The following is an 18,981-nucleotide window of genomic DNA, read 5'->3' on the forward strand; positions in this document are numbered from 1 at the left end:
ATAATTTAAAAAGTTGTCCAATTGCTCAGCTAATCATTATCTGAATATCTGGCTTGGTTGTTTGTTGTTTAATTCTTAAAAAAGAATTTTTATAATTAACCTACTGTTTAATTTTCAAAGTTCTTGCTGCTCTTGTTGAGCACATTATTAATAATATCATCTTTAATTTCTAAAGTCAATTGTTTTTTTATTTTTTATTTTAATCTAATATATATAGTCTATATTTTTCTATTATTTCTATTAGTATGTCTCCATAAATATACTCTCCATTACTATTTTGCTTTGTACTATATCCCGCCTTTTCTAAAGCTTGAGCTTGTTCCTTATAATTTTCAGCATCAAATACTCCATTTTCTTCATACCTTTTATTTTCTTGTAAAAACTTCGCATGATCTTTTATAGAATCTTCTATAGAGTTATATTTTCTAAAGCTAGCAGTTATCTTATCATTATAATTTTCAGTAGTTATCACTTCTATAGTTTTCCCTTTCCAACTATCATCTGCTTTTATTCCAAATAAATTGTTACTATCTTTAGTTAGCTGAGAGTTACCCCATCCTGATTCTAATATAGCCTGCGCTATTGTTATAGATGGAAAAACTCCATATTCCTTATAGCTTTTTTGAGCTTCTTTCTCAATTGTTTTTATAAATTCAAAATTTTCCTCTTCAATTTTTAATTCTTCTCTAGTAAGAGTTTTATATTCATATTTATCTATGTCAAATATTACATATATACCTATGCCAATTCCAATTAAAAGAACCATTACTTTGATTTGTTTTTTTAACTTTTTCTTAGTCCTCGTTTTTAATTTAAATCTTTTTCCAATAAGCTTTTTTCTTCTCCCCATACTTACCTCCAATTTTTAATAATTTATATTATATACTATAAACTATTAATTAAAGCAAAAAAAATATGTGCTTATATAAGCACATATTTTTTATTTATTATTCAGATTTTATTTGTATCCAAGCTTCATCGTACTCTTTTAATACATCTTTATTTAAATCTTTGAATACTTCACTTTTTTCTATTATTTCCTTAGATGGGTTGAATATTGGACTATTCTTATACTCATCTGGTAACATATCTAAAGCAGCTTTATTAGGAGTTGAATATCCTATATATTCTACATTCGTTTTAGCATTTTCTGCATCTAACATAAAGTTTATGAATTGTTCTGCTTCTTTTTTATTTTCAGCAGTTGTTGGTATAGCCATAGCATCAAACCACTTATTAGTTCCTTCTTTTGGTATAGCATAAGCTAAGTAGTCATTTTCTTTTGTAAGTGTTAATGCATCTCCTGAGTATACTATTCCCATAGCAGCCTCTCCACCTACTAATCTATCCTTTAAGTCATCATTTCCATAAGCAGCAACTAAAGGTTTTTGTTTTATAAGTTGATCTTTAGCTTCATTTATTTGTTTAGAATCTTCACTGTTCATTGAGTATCCTAGTCTCTTTAAAGATATTCCCATACTATCTCTAACTGAGTCTAGCATCATTATGTTCCCTTTATACTTTTCATCCCATAGTATATTCCAGCTATCAACTTTATCATCTACCATATCTTTATTGTATAGTATTCCGAAAGTTCCCCAAAGATATGGAACACTATGTTTATTTTCTGGGTCGTAAGATAAGTTTTTAAATTCATCTGCTATATTTTTATAGTTAGGTATATTATTATAGTCTATTTCTTGTAACATACCTTCTTTATTCATCTTTTCAACCATATAATCAGAAGGGAATATTAAATCATAATTAGAACTTCCACTCTTTATTTTTTGATACATAGCTTCATTAGTGTCATAAGTTTCATATACTACATCTATACCTGTTTCTTTTTCAAACTTTTCAATTAAAGATTCATCTATGTAGTCTCCTACATTATAAATATTTAATACCTCACTAGAGTTTTTTTTACCAGCACAACCTGCTAATAGTCCCATTGCTACTATAACAGTTGTACTTAAAGCTACTACCTTTTTTAACTTCATAAACTTTCCTCCTTAGATTAATATTTTCCGAACTTTACTTATGCTGATTTTTTATCACTACTTCTATTAGATAGTAATAATAGTATTAAAACCACTACAAACATTATTGTTGATAGCGCATTTATTTCTGGTTTTATACCTCTTCTTGCCATAGAATATATCTCTATAGATAAGTTACTCACTCCATTACCTGTAGTAAAGAAACTTATAACAAAGTCATCTATTGACATTGTAAATGCGATTAATAATCCTGATATTATCCCTGGCTTTATTTGTGGTAAAATTACTTTTCTTAATGCATACATAGGTGTTGCACCTAAATCCATAGCTGCATCTTCTAAGTTAGACGGTAACTGCTTTAACTTAGGAAGAACAGATAGTATTACATATGGAATATTGAATAATATATGTGATAATAGCATTGTAAAAAATCCAAACTGTAAACTTAAAAATGCAAACATAGTCATTAAAGAAACCCCTGTAACTACATCAGGATTTAATATTGGTAAATAGTTTATATTAAGTAACAGTTTTTTACCTTTGCCATTTCTCATCCTATGTATACCAATAGCAGTTATAGTTCCTATTATAGTTGCTATAACAGCTGATAATATAGCCACTAAAATAGTATAGTATAGAGCTGTCATTATTCTATCATCTTCTAAAAGCTTGCCATACCATTTTAGAGTAAATCCTTGCCATCTAGCCATTGATTTGGAATCATTAAATGAAAATAAAGCTAATGCAAGTATTGGTGCATATAAAAATATAAATATCAATGTAAGATATATTTTAGATCCTAGTTTCTTTAAAATAGTAATCCCCCGCCTTCCTTGTTAGAATCACCATCAAATTTTGACATAAATGCCATAGATATAAGTATCATTATCATCATAAATATTGATACTGCTGATCCAAAGTTCCAATCTCCGACAGACATAAATTGTTGTTCTATCAAGTTACCTATCAGCATGTATTGCCCTCCACCTAATAATCTTGATATTACGAATGTTGAAACTGCAGGCATAAATACCATAGTTATCCCTGATGCTACTCCCGGTAAGCTTAAAGGGAATATTACCTTAGTAAATACTTGGAAGCTACTTGCTCCTAAATCTTTTGCTGCGTTTATTAAGTCTTGATCAATTTTTATTAATACTGTATATATAGGTAAAACCATAAACGGCAAGAAGTTATATACCATACCTAATAACACAGCTGTGTTAGTGTACATTATATTTATAGGTTCTAATCCTATTGTTGTCAAAAATGTATTTAATAAACCATTTCTTCCTAAAATAGCAGCCCACGCATATGTTCTTAATAAGAAGTTCATCCACATAGGTAGTATAAATAGCATTATAACCGTATTTCTTCTACTTAGTTTTATTTTAGATATTATATAAGCAACTGGGTATCCTAGTACCAAACATATTACAGTTGATACTAATGCTAACCATATAGATCTTAAAAATACTTTTGAGTATATAGGATCTATAAGTCTATTGTAATTTTCTAAAGAAAATATATACTGTCCGTTTTCTTTTACTGTAAAGCTAAAAAATAGTATTAGTATTAAAGGTACAACTATAAATAGTGCACTCCATACTATATAAGGGTATGCTAAGTATGATCCTTTATTTTTTCTCATATTCTTATTCACTTACCTTTTTCATTATGTGAATATCTTCTGGATATATATCCATACCTAAAACACTTCCTGTTTCTGCAGTCTTAGTATTATGTAATATCCACTCTCTACCATTTTCTTCTACTGTTATTTCATAGTGAACACCTTTAAACACACTAGATATAACTTTTCCTTTTAACATACCATCTTCAGCTTTTACCATTTTTATATCTTCCGGTCTTATTACAACTTCTATATTCTCATTTTTATTGAATCCTTTATCTACACATTCGAAAACTCTATTACAAAAATCTACTTTGTAATCTTCTAACATTATTCCATCAAATATATTACTTTCACCTATAAATCTAGCTACAAATGAGTTTTTAGGCTCATTGTATATATCTTCTGGAGTTCCCATTTGTTGTATCTTACCTTTATTCATTACAACTATAGTGTCAGACATTGTTAATGCTTCTTCTTGGTCATGAGTTACGAATATAAATGTTATTCCTAACTTTTGTTGTATTTTTTTAAGTTCTGTTTGCATTTCTTGTCTTAGCTTTAAGTCTAGTGCTCCTAGTGGCTCGTCTAGTAAAAGAACCTTAGGTTCATTAACTAACGCTCTAGCTATTGCAACCCTTTGTTGTTGTCCTCCACTTAGTGAGTCTACACTTCTATTTTCAAATCCTTCTAATGCAACTAGTTTTAGCATTTCTTTTACTTTTAAATCTATTTCTTTTTTAGGTAATTTCTTAATTTTTAATCCAAATGCTATATTTTCATATATATTCATATGAGGAAATAATGCATATTTTTGGAAAACTGTATTTATTTGTCTTTCATTTGGAGGTAAGTTATTAATTTCTTTATCGTCAAACATTACACTTCCATTATCTGCAAATTCAAATCCAGCTATTATTTTTAAAGTAGTTGTTTTCCCACATCCACTAGGTCCTAGTAATGTAAGAAATTCATTTCTCTTTATATCTAAACTTAAGTTGTTTAATACAGTATTATCATCATACGTCTTAGATATATTTTTTAATTCTATTATATTATCTACCATTTTCTCACCTCTTTATTTCTCTAAAATGTTGGTGGTGTGCTCACCCATATAACTTTTGCTTCTGTCTTTCCTGCATTTGATATATAGTGATTAGCTCTAGGTTTAAAGTAGAAACTTTCTCCTTTTCTAACCTTATTTTTTTTATCACCAATATGCAAGTAAATAGAACCTGCTAATATATAACCAAATTCTTCTCCTTCATGAGGTTTTTCTTCTTTATATTGTCCGCCTGGCGATAAAGTAACTATTACTGGCTCCATCTCATTCTTTTGAGAATTTGGAACTAGCCATTTAAATGTATATTTCAATTCTTCATCTTCAGTTTCAAACATGTCTTCTTTAGTAAAGCAAATTTTTTCATTGTCCATCTCATTGAAAAACTCTTTAAGATTTGTTCCTAAAATTTCTAATATATCTATAAGTGTCGCAATGGATGGTGATGTTAAGTTATTTTCTAATTGAGATATAAACCCTTTAGAAAGTTCACACCTATTTGCTAATTCTTCTTGCGTTAGTTGCTTTTCTATCCTTAGTCTTTTTATTTTCTCACCAATATCCATGGTCCACCTCCTAATTCTATTCATTTTTACTAAACCTTATGTTTAAAATTCCTAAACAACAAATCATATTATATAAAATTTGCAGTTATATTTCAATAGTTTTTGATAAGTTTTTTATTTTTTTGCTTAATTAGAAAAGCTAGTATTTTACACACTTTCTGTGTTATTTTAAAAAACTTGTTTATATTAATATTTACAAAGTTTAGTATCCCTAATTTTAAAGTAAACATCCATAATAATTAATTATTTAACTATTATGGATGTTTACTTTATTTAAATTTTATGCAAAAAGTCTATTCCTATTTAATAGGAATAGACTTTTCTTTATACTAATTTATAATCCTCTTTATTTAACTTGCTAGCTGCTTCTTCATCTAAGATTAGTACTACATCTTCATGAAGTTGAAGTATAGAAGATGGTACCTCTGGTGTTATATTTCCATGAACAGTATTATATATAGCTTCAGCTTTTCCTTCTCCTGATGCCATTAACATTATTTTTTTAGCTGTAAAAATTGATCCAATACCCATAGTTACTGCTTTTTTAGGAACATCATCTATAGATTCAAAAAATCTAGCATTAGCTTGTATTGTAGATTCTTTTAAGTCAACTAAATTTGTACCTTTTTCAAAAATACTTGCAGGTTCATTAAATCCTATGTGCGCATTATGACCTATACCTAGTACTTGTATATCAACTCCACCTATATTCTTTATAGCTGTATCATATTTTTCACACTCAGCTTCTACATCTTCATTCATGCCATTAGGTATATTTACATTTTCTTCTTTAATATTTATATGATTAAATAAATTTTCATGCATAAAATAGTAGTAACTTTGATCGTTATCTCTTGGCAATTGGTAATATTCATCTAAGTTGAATGTTTTAATATCTGAAAAATCCAATTCATTATCATTGTACATTTTAACTAAATTTTTATACATTCCTATAGGTGTACTTCCTGTAGCTAGTCCTAATACAGAATCAGGTTTTAAAGTAACTTGACTCGCTATTATTTGTGCTGCTTTTTTACTCATCTCATCATAATTTTTACAAACTAATATTCTCATATTCTTCCTCCACCATGTATATTATATTTGATTGAATATAACTTCTCCATTTGATATAGTCATATGACAATTTAATTCATTATCAAATATAGCTATATCTGCATCTTTTCCTATATCTAAACTTCCCTTTTTATTATCTATTCCTAAAGATCTAGCAGGATTTAATGATGCTAAATGTACAACTTCATTTATTTTTAAACTTGTATTTTCATAGAAGTTTTTAACCATTCTATTTAGACTTGAAACACTACCAGCTAAAGATCCACTTTCTAATCTAGCAGCTCCATCTTTAACTATTACAGCTTGCCCTCCTAAACTATATGTTCCATCTTCTAGGCCTCCAGCTTCCATCGAATCAGTTATTAAAACAACGTTATCTTTCCCCTTACTATCTAGTATAAATTGGAATAAATCTTTTGTTATGTGTATAGTGTCACATATAAACTCACAATATACATCTGTTGTAAGTGCTGCTCCAACTACACCTGGATCTCTATGATTTAATCCTGTCATACCATTAAATGTATGAGTTATATTGTTAGCTCCTAGTCTTATAGCATCTCTTGCTTCTGTAAATGTAGCTGCACTATGACCTATAGATAAAACTATGTCTGTGTTATTTTTTATATCTTTTGTAAATTTAAAGTCAATATCCTCTTCAGGCGAATAAGTTATAACTTTTATTACATCTTCATATTTTTTAACAAAATCATAACTTGGATTAACTATATAATCTCCGTTTTGAGCTCCTTTATATATCTTATTTATAAATGGACCTTCTAAATGAGCTCCTAAAACCTTTGCCCCATCTATATTTCTATTCATACCTCTTCTAACTGAATCTAAAGCTTTAGCTATAGATTCCTCATCCATAGTCATAGTTGTCGGAAGATACGAAGTTACTCCATGTCTAGCTATTGATTTTGATATAGTATCTATAGCTTCATCAGTTCCTTCCATAGTATCTTTTCCCATATTCCCATGTATGTGTATATCTATGAATCCTGGAGATACTAATTTTCCTTTTGCATCTATAGTTTCACATCCTGAAGGTACTGCATCAGCAATATCTATTATTTTTTCATCAAATATTAATACTTTATTTTCTAAAATCTCATTTCTTAAAAGAATCCTTCCATTAACTATTGCTTTCATTATTTTACCCCCTATGCATTTAATAATATTTCATATTGGTATTTATCACTTCTAAATATAGATATAGTATACTCAACAGGAATATCTTCATCTATATATGAAGTTCTTTTTAACTTAAGTGCCAAAGTCCCTTTATCTTGCTTTAAAAGTTTCGCCTCTTCTTTTGATAGCATTATTGGTTCTATAATTTGCTCTGCTCTTTTCATTTTATAGTTGTAATTTTCACTAATTATAGAATATAAAGAGTTATTAATTTCCAAATCACGCTTTAGGTTTTCACACATCTTTTTCGGTATATAACTTATCTCTATACCAAATGGATCATCTTCTATATACCTTAGTCTTTCTACTCTGTATATTTTTTCATTTTCATCTTTAATTTTAAGTTCTTGCCTTATATATTCATCTTGAATATCTTCTTCAAAAGATAATATGTCTGTTTTTATATGCATGCCTTTATCTTTCATTACCTCTGTAAATCCTTGCATGCTTGAAAATCTATTTTTTTGTTTTATTGCTGATACAAATGTACCCTTACCTTGAACTCTATATAAAAAACCTTCATTAACTAAATTTACTATCGCCTTATTAACTGTCATTCTACTAACATTTTGAATTATACATAATTCTCTTTCAGGTATTATAGAATCACCTGCTTTAAGTTCTCCCGAATTAATCATATCTCTTATAATTTTCATAAGTTGTATATGTAAAGGAGTCTGAATATTTTTATCTACTAACTTCATAATTTCACCACTCTCTTGATATGGTATATACCATTTTGGTATATACCAATTATACTATGATTTATAACATGCATCAATAGTTTATATACATTTATAATAAAAATTCATATAAATTATAATTTATTTATAAGATACCCATAAATATGGTATTATAATAGAATATACAAATTTAAATTTTAAAATAAAGAGGTGAATTAAATTGATAAAAATAGGTGATTTTAATAAATTAACAATAGCTAGAAAGGCTGAGTTCGGTTTCTTCTTAGATGCTAAAACTGGTAATACAAGTGATGATATATTTATGCACAGAAAATTTACTAATTACGAAGTGTTAATTCCAGGAGATGAAGTTGATGCATTTGTTTATAGAGATTCTAAAGATAAATTAGCAGCTACTCTAGTTGCTCCTTTAGCTAAGGTAAATGAAATAGGTTATTTTGAAGTTGTAGATGCTACTAAAATAGGATATTTCATAAATATAGGATTAGAAAAAGATATTTTAGTTCCTTTTAGTGCTAAGCATTATGATTTAAAAAAGGGTAAAAAATATTTATTCTATTTATACTTAGATAAAACAGAAAGAATTGCAGCTACTACAAAAATAGATGAACTTCTTTCTACAGATTCTGACTATAAAGTTGGAGATAGTGTTACAGGAGTTGTTTATGGATTCCAAACTAACAACAGTGCTATGGTTTGTGTAGATAATAAATTCGAAGGTGTTATACTTCATAATGAATATTTTACTAAATTAAATATAGGTGACCAATTAAACCTTAAAGTTATAAAAGTATATGAAGACGGAAAACTAGGTCTTACTCCTAGACAAGGAAGAGAAGAAGAATTAAACGAGTTAGAATCAAAAATAATAAACCATCTAAACAATGCTTCAAGAGGTTTTATGCCTTATAACGATAAATCAGACCCTTCTGATATATCAGAGGTGTTCAATTGTAGTAAGAAAAACTTTAAACGTACATTAGGTATACTAATGAAAAAAGGATTAATAGAACAAGACGAAGAAGGAACTCGTCTAGTTTAATAAAGAGTATGATTTATCATACTCTTTATTTTTTCCTTTCAATTTCTCCTGTGTATATATTTATTTTATGTTTCCCAATGCTTTGCTCATGTACATGCATATCTTCAACCTCGCCCTCATTTTCCTCTATACGAACATGTACATCAACTATATATTCATCCCCTTCTTGTTTTATATCTTCTTCAGTATTTATTACTTTGTCCCCATATTCAGCCTTAATAACTTTTAATGCTGTTTCTTTTGATATAGGTTTTACATTTGTAGATTGATTTACTTCCTTGCTACTAGTTTCATCATTTTTATTTTCAGATTTATTTAAACCAAAAATAATTATAGCTAATATTATAATAAAAACTATGCTCAATTTTATGTATTTTTTTTTCATATATTTTCTCCAAATTTTTATAGTAAGTATAATAAATATTTTTAATTTAAATATAAGTATATCATATATTTTAGCATTATAAAAAAGTCGCTTCGCTCCTGTCGCCAACGACTTCGTCCGTTGCTCAAAAATGTCTTTTTTTACTTTCAAAAAAGTGTTGATATAACTATACTCTATCAATTACCTATAACTATTTGTTAAGTATAGTTTAATTAAATATAAAAAGAGTGCTATTAGCACTCTTTTTATATTAATTACTATTTATTAAATTGAGGTAAATACTCTTTATGAGCTTCCATCATTTCATCTAATATTGTTTTAGCTAAATCATCAGATGGTATTAATGGATTTATACATAATGCAAGGTATGCTGCATTATAATCACCATATACAGCAGCTTTAGCCGCTAACATTTCAAATGATTTTATTTGACTAACTAAACCATCTACAGCTTCTGGTAAATATCCTATAGATAATGGCTTAGGCCCATTTTTAGTTATAACACTACTAACTTCAACAGCTTGATTATCTCTAAAGTTTCTTATTGCTCCATTATTTAATGTATTAACAACTTGAATATCTTGTTTATCATTATATATAGAGCTTATTAAATTGCAAGCTGCATCACTATAGTATGCCCCACCTCTTTTTTCTAATTGAGGAGGTTTTATATCTAATTCTTCATCTTTATATAATTCAAATAATTGGTCTTCTAATTCTTTAACCACTTGACCTCTAGCCTTACCTTTAGAAAATTCACCTAACTCTTCTTCTAACATTTCCTTAGTTTTATAATAGTATCTATGATATGGACAAGGTATTAATCCTAAATCTTTTACAAATTCAGCATTAAACTCTATAGCCTTTATATTTTGCATTGTTAATTTAGAATGAACAAATTTATCTATAGCTTCATCTGTAACATCATTTCCATCTAAAGCTACATTTAGCCCATAAACCATATGGTTAAGTCCAGCAAAATCCATCTTTATTCTATCATTCTCAACTTCAAATAACTTAGCTATACCATTTCTCATACCTATAGGAACATTACATAATCCTATATATCTTTTAAAATTAGTATATCTAAATACAGCTTCTGTTATTATTCCTGTTGGATTTGTAAAGTTTATTATCCATGCTTTAGGACATAATTCTTCAACATCTTTTATTATATCAAGTACTACAGGAACAGTTCTTAAAGCTTTAAATAATCCACCCGCTCCATTAGTTTCTTGACCTATAACTCCATGAGATAGAGGTATACTTTCATCTTTTATTCTTGCTTCTAATAATCCAACCCTTAACTGAGTAGTTACAAAGTCAGCATCTTTCAAAGCTTCTCTTCTATCTAATGTTAGATGTATCTCCATATCTAGCCCAGCCTTTTTAACCATTCTCTTAGCTAGATTCCCTACTATTTCTAATTTTTCTTTTCCTTGTTCTATATCAACTAACCATAATTCTCTTACTGGTAGTTCTTTATATCTTTTTATAAAACCTTCTACAAGTTCCGGAGTATAACTTGATCCTCCCCCTATAGTTACTATCTTTAGTCCTTTTTTCATAGTCTTATCTCCTATCGTAGTCTATAATTCTAAATCATCAAAACTAAAATCATCATCATTATTGTCTTGAACTGGAGCTAATTTAGCCTTTCTTGCTTCTATTTTCTCTGATGCTATAACAAATGGTATATAAATAACTATTGATATAGCTAAGTTAACAGCTGCTAAAAGTCCTCCTGTCCAGTGACCTGTAGCCATTATTCCTCCTAGTATTGGTGGTGTTACCCAAGGTATTTTCGGCATTATAACCGGCATTACCCAACCGACTTTAATAGCCATATAAGCAACTGCCGAACATATTACTGGAGCTAATACAAAAGGTATCATGTATATTGGATTTAAAACTATTGGTAATCCAAATATAACTGGCTCACTTATATTGAAACATGATGGCGCTAATCCTAAAGCTATCATATCTTTACGTCTTCTACCTGCAATTACTAATGCTATTATTAAACCAAGTATCATACCTGATCCACCTAAGTATACGAATGCATCAAGGAATGCTCCTGCAAATACATGGTATCCATGTGTAGCTCCAGCTTGAGCTAAAGCTGCATTCTCTGCACCTAAGTCCATTAATAATGTTTCTGTAACAGGCATTGCTATATTTGCTCCATGTAGACCTACAGTCCATAATGCATGTATAAAGAATGTTATTAACATTGTTGATCCTAATGAATCCGCTGCTCCCTTAAGAGGTGCTGCTAAATAAGTTGTTAATATATCATTTAGGAATAATCCACCTGTAAATTTCTTAATTAATACTCCTATAATTCCAAATATTAATATTGTTAACATACCAGGTATAAGCTTAGCAAAAGATCTTGCTACTGCTGGCGGTACACCATCTGGCATTTTTATAGTCATTTTCTTTATTTTAGATAACCTAACAAATACTTCTGTTGAAAGTAAACCTATTACTATAGCTGAGAATAACGCTGAGTTGGAAATATATCCTGATGGAATGAATCCCCATCCACTAATCAATTCTCCAGCATCTGTTTTAATATTAGCTACTTGAGGTGCCATTACAAAGAATATAGCTAAAGCTATAAGTCCTGCTTGTAATCCATCCTCATCATATGATTTAGCAAGATTGTATGCAATTGCAACAACTAAGAATATAGCCATAGTTGCTATAGATCCCCACCAAAGGTCTCCTCCTAGCATAGTCCAATTTTCTCCAAATATACTTGCCATAAAGTTTTTATATGCCTCTACTGGCAAATTGTTAACTAATGTAGCTAAAGCACCTATCATAGTTATAGGTATCATTGCTACGAAACCATCTCTTACTGCTACTAAGTGTCTTTGAGCACCTAGTTTTCCTGCTACTGGGATAACATACTTATCCATAAATTTCATTATTGCTCCCATAGTAATCCTCCTTTAAATACTTTCTCTTCGAAACGTTTTCTTAAGTTCTTTAACTTCCCCTAATTTGTTAGCTTTTTATAATACTAATCATAATTGCTTTTTATAGGCTTATTTTTTTATCAAAATCAAATGCCTATATGTTTTATTTATATTGTTATATATATTATATTTTAAATGTATATACATTTCAATAGTTTTGTAAAAACATTTTCCTATTTTGCAAAAAAATTTTTTAAGCAAAATAAAACTGTACCTGATTATTCAGATACAGCACTTAATGTTAAAGTATATCCATAGTGATATGTATGAGAATATTCAAACACTTCACTGTTTTGTAATTTACAAACTTGACTTATATATAAAATTGCTTCAGGTCTTGTAAGGTCTAGTAAATTTGCCAATTCATCATTTGCTAAAACTGCACTCACTTCTCTTTCTGACATTGCAATTTTATAACCGCACTCTTTTTCTACATAATTATATAGTGATCCTTCACAATGAGATTTTTTAAGATTAGGAAACAATTTTACAGGCATATATGTTTCCATATAAGATAATTTTCTATTGTTAGCTAATCGTATTCGCTTTATTTCCCATACATTTTCTTTTTCCGTAATATTTAATTTTTTCATAAGCTCATCATCAGCTTCAACTATGTTAAGCTCTACTAATATGTTAGATACTTCATAACCTTTACTTTCCATTTCTTCTGTGAAACCGCTTACCGCAGATATGTTATCATATACTTTATTAGCTAATACAATACTTCCTACACCTCTTTGTCTTGTTATATATCCATCTTTAACTAAATTGTTTAACGCTGACCTAACTGTCATTCTAGTAACACTAAATTCTTCACTTAATTGCTTTTCTGATGGAATTAACTCACCTGGTTTTAAAGATTTTGTTTGTATTAAATTTTTAATATAATTCTCTATTTTTTTATATATAGGTTCACTCATTTTCATTTCCCCTTCTTGTTTGCACATTGTATATATTTTAATAATATAATGAATATACATTTAATTATAATATATATATATTTATTTTTCTATATACAAAAAGGATATCCTTTAGGATACCCTTTTATATAATCTAATTATATTCTAGCTACTCTACTTTTTCTAGCCGCTTCTTTTACAGCTTCTGCTACATTGTTAGCTACCTCTCTATCAAAAGCTTTAGGTAATATATTATCTGGGTTTAAATCCTCTTCTTTTATAGAATTTGCTATAGCATTAGCTGCTGCTATTTTCATTTCCTCATTTATTTCTGTAGCCCTTACATCTAACGCACCCCTAAATATTCCTGGAAATGCTAAAACATTATTTACTTGATTTGGAAAATCACTTCTTCCGGTTCCAACTATATAAGCTCCACCTTCTTTTGCTAAATCAGGCATTATCTCTGGAGTTGGATTAGCCATTGCTAGTATTATAGCTTTTTCATTCATAGATGCTACCATTTCTTTAGTAACACAATTCGGCCCTGAAACACCTATAAAAACATCTTTATTTTTTATAACATCTTTTAATAAACCTGTTTCATTGTGTATATTAGTAACTTTTAACATCTCTTTTTGAGCCCAGTTTAAATCTTCCATACCTTCTTCTAAAGCTCCATTTAATCCACATAGAACTATATTTTTAACACCCATACTAAGTAACATCTTAGTTATAGCAAGTCCTGCTGCTCCTGGACCATTTATGACAACTTCTAAATCTTCAATTTTCTTATTTATTAACTTTAATGAATTTATTATAGCTGCTGATAATACTATAGCTGTTCCATGTTGATCATCATGGAATACTGGTATATTTAATTCCTTCTTTAGTTTTTCCTCTATTTCAAAACATCTTGGAGCACTTATATCTTCTAAATTTATACCTCCAAATACAGGCTCCATTAGTTTAACTGTATGTACTATCTCATCTACATCATTAGTTTTTAAACAAATAGGAAAAGAATCTACTCCTGCGAATTCTTTAAATAGTATAGCTTTTCCTTCCATTACTGGTATAGATGCACTTGCTCCTATATCTCCAAGTCCAAGCACTGCACTTCCATCACTTACAACTCCAACCATATTTCCTTTTGAAGTATATTTGTATGCTAAATCTTCATCTTTAGATATTTCAAGACACGGAGCTGCTACTCCCGGTGTATAAGCTATAGATAAATCATCTTTATCTTCTACTTTAACTTTACTACAAACAGTGATTTTACCCTTATTCTTCTCATGTACTTCTAATGCTAACTCTGCATAGTTTTTGCTCATTCTATTAACCTCTTTCATATATGATTTAAAATTATTTATCTAATTCATAAATATTGTTACCATTACAATCTATTGCAACCACAACTAACAAATCCTCTACTTCTAATCTCCTAATAGCTTCTGCACCTAAATCTTCATATGCAATAATTTCTGATTTTTTTATAGAGTTTGATATATATGCTCCTGCACCACCTATTGCAGCTAGGTACGCACATGTATTTTTCTTCATAGAATCTATAACAGCTTGATTTCTCTTTCCTTTTCCTATCATAAGTTTTAGTCCTCTATCTAATAAAGGTTCTGTTAAATCATCCATTCGATAGCTTGTTGTAGGTCCAGCTGATCCAATTACTTCTCCTTCTTTATTCGGAGTTGGGCCTACATAGTATATTGCTTGTCCTTTTAAATCAAACGGTAGTTCTTGGTTTTGATTTATACAATTTATTAACCTTTGATGTGCTGCATCTCTAGCTGTATATATAACACCACTTAAATTAATCATTTCTCCACACTTAAGCGTTTTTATAGTTTCATTATCTATAGGAAGCGTTATCTTTTTCATAATTATTTCCCCCTTATATTATAACTTTTTTATGTCTTGATGCATGACAATTTATATTTACAACTACAGGCAACCCTGCTATATGAGTAGGGAAAGTTTCTATATTTACAGCTAATGCGGTTGTGTTTCCACCTAATCCTTGTGGTCCTATTCCTAAGTTATTTATTTCTTTTAAAATTTCAGTCTCTAATTCTTTTACTACTTTATCATTATTATGTATACCTACATCTCTTAACAAAGCTTTTTTAGCTATTTGTGCACACTTTTCAACAGTACCACCTATTCCAACTCCAACTACTATAGGAGGACATGGATTTGGACCTGCTTCTTTTACAGTTTCAACAATGAACTTCTTGATTCCATCAACACCGTCTGATGGCTTTAACATTTTCAGTTTGCTCATATTTTCGCTACCAAATCCTTTTGGTGCAAATTCTATTATTATTTTATCTCCACTTACTATGTCATAATGTATTATAGCAGGAGTATTATCTTTAGTATTCTTTCTATCTATCGGAGTAACCACAGACTTTCTTAAATATCCATCTGTGTATCCTTGTCTTACTCCTTCATTTATAGCATCAGTTATATTTTCTCCTTGTATTTGAACTTCTTGTCCTATTTGGACAAAAAATACTGCCATTCCAGTATCCTGACATATAGGCATTTGTTTTTCTTCTGCTATTTCACAGTTTTTCATTAATATATTTAGAATATTTTTTCCTAATTCGCTCTTTTCCTTTGTCTCATATTCTTTTATAGATTGCTTTACATCTTCACCTAAGTATATATTAGCTTTTATACATAGTTCTTTTACTACTTCTGTAATTTGTGATGATTTTATAATTCTCACGAACTTATCCTCTACTTTCTATTTTAATATTCGACTATATATAAACTTTATCATTTTTTATTGCTTTTAACAATAAAAAAGTCGCTTAGCTTGAGTCACTACGTGTGCGAACTACTTTCTGTCGCCAACGACTTCGTCTATTGCTTAAAAAATCATTTTTTACTTTCAACAAGTTGTTGATATGGATATAATTCATAATGTATCTACAAACATTCGTTAACTTCAATTTCTTTAAACATAAAAAAGCACATACCTTCCGTAAGTATATGCTTTGTTGGGGATATATGAGTTTTATGGTTGTAAGAGATATTTTAAAGTTTTGGGGGAGATTAATTACCTCTTATATTTTTAGTATTTACCATTTTAATTATTTTATACATTTATTTTCAAATTTATTTTTTATTTATTCATTCTACATTCATATATAAATATAATAAATATTAGGAGGTGATATAATGAATTTTAATAATATTTTCACTCAGATATTAGTATTATTTTTACTTATTTTAATTGGATATATGTGTAGATATAAATCTCTCTTAGATAAGCATACTACAACTGGACTTACAAAATTAGTAATGAATTTATTTTTACCATCTATGATCATTACTTCTATGCAAATAGATTTTAATCCCACTTTATTAAATGATATTTTTTATTTGATTGTGATTTCTATTTTTATGTACTTAACCACTATTTTAATAGCATTCTTGTTTAAATTTTTTATAAAAAAAGATATAAATTGCGGAGTTTATCAATATGTTATTATATTTTCTAATGTTGGGTTTATGGGTTATCCAGTTATTGAGGCTGTTTTAGGTAAAGAGGCTATATTTTTTACGGCTATATTTAACTTACCATTTAACTTTTTCGTTTTTACAATAGGGACTTATCTTTTGAATAAACATAATAATGAATACAAGTTTACAGTTAAATCACTTATAAGTCCTCCAATAGTAGCTGTTTCAATAGGTATATTTCTTTTTATTCTTCAAATTAAATTACCACTACCTATTTTTAATACTTTAGATATGTTAGGTAGTATAACAACGCCATTATCTATGATTGTCATAGGAAGTTTATTAGCAAATTCATCTATAAAAGAAACTTTTTCAAATAAAAACTTATACTTAGTATCTTTTATAAGACTAATTCTAGTTCCTTATATTATTTATTTAATTCTAAATCCATATATAAAAAACCCATTATTGTTAGGTGTTCCTATAGTAATTTCAGCAATGCCTGCAGCTGCTAATACAGCAATAATGGCTAAAAGTTATGGTGCTAATGATAAATTAGCCTCTCAAGCAGTATTTATAACTACATTAGCCTCTATAATTACAATCCCTATTATAAGTACATTATTTTTAACTTTGTAGCTTCATATAATTTACTTCATAAGTTGCCTACAAATATTCATTAATCATAAATTACTTAATCGTAAAAAATGACTGTTACCCTTATTTGAGTTAACAGTCATTTTTATTTTTTAACTAATATTTATTATTAAAAACTTTCTAATTTTATTACCTTCTTGAATTGTTTACTTTTTTGATATGTACTTATTATCTTTTATATAAAATCTCCATAAATAATCTTTTGCTTCTTCTGCATAATCAATATTTATACGCTTACCTTCAACAATATCTATACTCTCTAAAATATCATTATCTATTATAAATAATTCATTCCCTAATATACTTTTAAAATTTAAATTTCTATCTATATTAAGAGCTTTGCAAAGTTTACCTGGTCCATTAGTTATATTTTTCTTTTGATATGAACTCAATTCTTCATAGTTTTTAGAATATCTATTTACAGATATATCATCAATTCCTTCCACAGGTTCAACAGCCCTAATTAATACACATTGAGGAATACCTTCTATATTAGCTGAAATATTTAAACAATTATACATCCCATATATTAAATAAACATATATAGTTCCACCATCTTCATATAATGGTTTTGTTCTTTCTGTTTTTTTATCATTAAATACATGAGCTGCTTTATCTTCAATTCCCATATATGCTTCGGTTTCAACTATTTTAGTAATTATTTTCTTTCCATTATAGTTTCTAACTAAATATTTACCTAATAATTCTCTTGCTAAAGTTATTGCATCTTTTCTAAAAAATTTTATATCCAATTTAATCCCATCCTTATATATGATATAACTTATATTATATCTTCAAATTTACAATTTATAACCTTTTGTAAATCTAAAGGGCTAAGTTCAACTTGATATCCAATCTTACCTCCACTCACAATAATAGTTTCTAGGCTTTCTGCACTTTTATTTACAAATGTTTTATATAATTTTTTCATTCCAACAGGAGAGCATCCACCTCTAATATATCCTGTTAATTTATTTATATCGCTTACATGTATCATTTCTATCTTTTTTTCTCCAGCTACCTTAGCTGCTTTTTTTAAATCTAAGTTTTCATGAACAGGAATTACATATACATATATGTTTTTGCTAGTTCCATGTGTAACTAATGTTTTATAAACTTCATTTACATCTCTATTAATTTTGTTAGCTACTGATATTCCATCTACATTATCATCTGATACATCATATGAGTGCATAGTATATTTTACTTTTTTTGAGTCTAATATTCTCATTGCATTTGTTTTTACTGCTTTTGCCATATTATATCCCTCCATAATTATTAC

General features: G+C 28.4%; 20 protein-coding genes. 2 read left to right on the plus strand and 18 right to left on the minus strand.

Features of this window, described 5'->3' with window-relative positions:
- Positions 1-199: 199 nt before the first annotated feature.
- The 9 genes from ACEXNK_RS16740 to ACEXNK_RS16780 form a co-directional block, all read right to left on the minus strand.
- Positions 200-850, minus strand: a complete 651-nt coding sequence (locus ACEXNK_RS16740; protein ID WP_373600777.1) for a glycoside hydrolase family 73 protein — start codon at positions 848-850, stop codon at positions 200-202.
- A gap of 97 nt (positions 851-947) precedes the next feature.
- On the minus strand, positions 948-2,000 hold the full coding sequence (locus tag ACEXNK_RS16745; RefSeq protein WP_373600776.1) for an ABC transporter substrate-binding protein: 1,053 nt from the start codon (positions 1,998-2,000) through the stop codon (positions 948-950).
- 38 nt (positions 2,001-2,038) lie between these two features.
- Positions 2,039-2,710 (minus strand): ABC transporter permease, encoded by a 672-nt coding sequence (locus tag ACEXNK_RS16750; RefSeq protein ID WP_373600779.1) that lies wholly within the window; start codon positions 2,708-2,710, stop codon positions 2,039-2,041.
- Between the two features lie 98 nt (positions 2,711-2,808).
- A complete protein-coding gene (locus tag ACEXNK_RS16755) occupies positions 2,809-3,651 on the minus strand; it encodes an ABC transporter permease (RefSeq protein WP_373600775.1) in 843 nt (280 codons plus the stop codon).
- 4 nt (positions 3,652-3,655) lie between these two features.
- Entirely contained in the window at positions 3,656-4,699 is a 1,044-nt protein-coding gene (gene potA, locus ACEXNK_RS16760) for a spermidine/putrescine ABC transporter ATP-binding protein (RefSeq protein ID WP_373600774.1), read from the minus strand.
- Positions 4,700-4,719: 20 nt separating this feature from the next.
- Complete coding sequence (locus ACEXNK_RS16765) at positions 4,720-5,259, minus strand: helix-turn-helix domain-containing protein (protein WP_373600773.1); 540 nt, start codon at positions 5,257-5,259, stop codon at positions 4,720-4,722.
- 324 nt (positions 5,260-5,583) lie between these two features.
- Positions 5,584-6,333, minus strand: coding sequence for a glucosamine-6-phosphate deaminase (gene nagB / locus ACEXNK_RS16770; RefSeq protein WP_373600772.1), 750 nt, complete (start codon positions 6,331-6,333; stop codon positions 5,584-5,586).
- 21 nt (positions 6,334-6,354) lie between these two features.
- On the minus strand, positions 6,355-7,488 hold the full coding sequence (gene nagA, locus ACEXNK_RS16775) for an N-acetylglucosamine-6-phosphate deacetylase (protein ID WP_373600771.1): 1,134 nt from the start codon (positions 7,486-7,488) through the stop codon (positions 6,355-6,357).
- Between the two features lie 11 nt (positions 7,489-7,499).
- Positions 7,500-8,234, minus strand: coding sequence for a GntR family transcriptional regulator (locus ACEXNK_RS16780; RefSeq protein ID WP_373600770.1), 735 nt, complete (start codon positions 8,232-8,234; stop codon positions 7,500-7,502).
- Positions 8,235-8,433: 199 nt separating this feature from the next.
- On the opposite strand from ACEXNK_RS16780, the gene ACEXNK_RS16785 reads away from it, so the two are divergent.
- A complete protein-coding gene (locus ACEXNK_RS16785; protein WP_373600769.1) occupies positions 8,434-9,276 on the plus strand; it encodes a CvfB family protein in 843 nt (280 codons plus the stop codon).
- A 25-nt stretch (positions 9,277-9,301) separates the two neighbouring features.
- Here the strand turns inward: ACEXNK_RS16785 and ACEXNK_RS16790 are convergent, their stop codons facing one another.
- The 7 genes from ACEXNK_RS16790 to ACEXNK_RS16820 form a co-directional block, all read right to left on the minus strand.
- The gene (locus ACEXNK_RS16790) at positions 9,302-9,661 is read right to left on the minus strand and encodes a hypothetical protein (RefSeq protein ID WP_373600768.1); all 360 of its coding nucleotides are present in this window, start codon (positions 9,659-9,661) and stop codon (positions 9,302-9,304) included.
- A gap of 257 nt (positions 9,662-9,918) precedes the next feature.
- A complete protein-coding gene (locus ACEXNK_RS16795) occupies positions 9,919-11,229 on the minus strand; it encodes a 6-phospho-beta-glucosidase (protein WP_373600767.1) in 1,311 nt (436 codons plus the stop codon).
- A gap of 21 nt (positions 11,230-11,250) precedes the next feature.
- Positions 11,251-12,609: a PTS sugar transporter subunit IIC gene (locus ACEXNK_RS16800; protein ID WP_373600766.1), complete on the minus strand. Its 1,359-nt coding sequence runs from the start codon at positions 12,607-12,609 to the stop codon at positions 11,251-11,253.
- Between the two features lie 257 nt (positions 12,610-12,866).
- Positions 12,867-13,571 carry a GntR family transcriptional regulator gene (locus ACEXNK_RS16805; protein WP_373600765.1) on the minus strand — a complete coding sequence of 235 codons (705 nt, stop codon included), beginning with the start codon at positions 13,569-13,571 and terminating at the stop codon, positions 12,867-12,869.
- 137 nt (positions 13,572-13,708) lie between these two features.
- Entirely contained in the window at positions 13,709-14,887 is a 1,179-nt protein-coding gene (locus ACEXNK_RS16810; protein WP_373600764.1) for an NAD(P)-dependent malic enzyme, read from the minus strand.
- A 31-nt stretch (positions 14,888-14,918) separates the two neighbouring features.
- Positions 14,919-15,449: a Fe-S-containing hydro-lyase gene (locus ACEXNK_RS16815; protein WP_373600763.1), complete on the minus strand. Its 531-nt coding sequence runs from the start codon at positions 15,447-15,449 to the stop codon at positions 14,919-14,921.
- Positions 15,450-15,462: 13 nt separating this feature from the next.
- Positions 15,463-16,302, minus strand: coding sequence for a fumarate hydratase (locus tag ACEXNK_RS16820; RefSeq protein WP_373600762.1), 840 nt, complete (start codon positions 16,300-16,302; stop codon positions 15,463-15,465).
- 455 nt (positions 16,303-16,757) lie between these two features.
- Between ACEXNK_RS16820 and ACEXNK_RS16825 the strand changes: the two genes are divergently transcribed.
- Positions 16,758-17,681: an AEC family transporter gene (locus ACEXNK_RS16825; protein WP_373600761.1), complete on the plus strand. Its 924-nt coding sequence runs from the start codon at positions 16,758-16,760 to the stop codon at positions 17,679-17,681.
- A 164-nt stretch (positions 17,682-17,845) separates the two neighbouring features.
- Here the strand turns inward: ACEXNK_RS16825 and ACEXNK_RS16830 are convergent, their stop codons facing one another.
- Together ACEXNK_RS16830 and ybaK are read right to left on the minus strand one after the other, a co-directional pair.
- On the minus strand, positions 17,846-18,451 hold the full coding sequence (locus ACEXNK_RS16830; RefSeq protein WP_373600760.1) for a DNA-3-methyladenine glycosylase: 606 nt from the start codon (positions 18,449-18,451) through the stop codon (positions 17,846-17,848).
- A 29-nt stretch (positions 18,452-18,480) separates the two neighbouring features.
- Positions 18,481-18,957 (minus strand): Cys-tRNA(Pro) deacylase, encoded by a 477-nt coding sequence (ybaK, locus tag ACEXNK_RS16835; protein ID WP_373600759.1) that lies wholly within the window; start codon positions 18,955-18,957, stop codon positions 18,481-18,483.
- Positions 18,958-18,981 lie beyond the last annotated feature (24 nt).

This window comes from Paraclostridium bifermentans, assembly GCF_964259345.1.
In the GTDB taxonomy this organism is placed as follows: domain Bacteria; phylum Bacillota; class Clostridia; order Peptostreptococcales; family Peptostreptococcaceae; genus Paraclostridium; species Paraclostridium bifermentans_B.

Coding starts and splice junctions, on each gene's coding strand:
- ACEXNK_RS16740 (WP_373600777.1), bottom strand. CDS start 850: ATGGGGAGAAGAAAAAAGCTTATTGGAAAAAGATTTAAATTAAAAACG.
- ACEXNK_RS16745 (WP_373600776.1), bottom strand. CDS start 2,000: ATGAAGTTAAAAAAGGTAGTAGCTTTAAGTACAACTGTTATAGTAGCA.
- ACEXNK_RS16750 (WP_373600779.1), bottom strand. CDS start 2,710: ATGGCTAGATGGCAAGGATTTACTCTAAAATGGTATGGCAAGCTTTTA.
- ACEXNK_RS16755 (WP_373600775.1), bottom strand. CDS start 3,651: ATGAGAAAAAATAAAGGATCATACTTAGCATACCCTTATATAGTATGG.
- potA (WP_373600774.1), bottom strand. CDS start 4,699: ATGGTAGATAATATAATAGAATTAAAAAATATATCTAAGACGTATGAT.
- ACEXNK_RS16765 (WP_373600773.1), bottom strand. CDS start 5,259: ATGGATATTGGTGAGAAAATAAAAAGACTAAGGATAGAAAAGCAACTA.
- nagB (WP_373600772.1), bottom strand. CDS start 6,333: ATGAGAATATTAGTTTGTAAAAATTATGATGAGATGAGTAAAAAAGCA.
- nagA (WP_373600771.1), bottom strand. CDS start 7,488: ATGAAAGCAATAGTTAATGGAAGGATTCTTTTAAGAAATGAGATTTTA.
- ACEXNK_RS16780 (WP_373600770.1), bottom strand. CDS start 8,234: ATGAAGTTAGTAGATAAAAATATTCAGACTCCTTTACATATACAACTT.
- ACEXNK_RS16790 (WP_373600768.1), bottom strand. CDS start 9,661: ATGAAAAAAAAATACATAAAATTGAGCATAGTTTTTATTATAATATTA.
- ACEXNK_RS16795 (WP_373600767.1), bottom strand. CDS start 11,229: ATGAAAAAAGGACTAAAGATAGTAACTATAGGGGGAGGATCAAGTTAT.
- ACEXNK_RS16800 (WP_373600766.1), bottom strand. CDS start 12,609: ATGGGAGCAATAATGAAATTTATGGATAAGTATGTTATCCCAGTAGCA.
- ACEXNK_RS16805 (WP_373600765.1), bottom strand. CDS start 13,571: ATGAGTGAACCTATATATAAAAAAATAGAGAATTATATTAAAAATTTA.
- ACEXNK_RS16810 (WP_373600764.1), bottom strand. CDS start 14,887: ATGAGCAAAAACTATGCAGAGTTAGCATTAGAAGTACATGAGAAGAAT.
- ACEXNK_RS16815 (WP_373600763.1), bottom strand. CDS start 15,449: ATGAAAAAGATAACGCTTCCTATAGATAATGAAACTATAAAAACGCTT.
- ACEXNK_RS16825 (WP_373600761.1), top strand. CDS start 16,758: ATGAATTTTAATAATATTTTCACTCAGATATTAGTATTATTTTTACTT.
- ybaK (WP_373600759.1), bottom strand. CDS start 18,957: ATGGCAAAAGCAGTAAAAACAAATGCAATGAGAATATTAGACTCAAAA.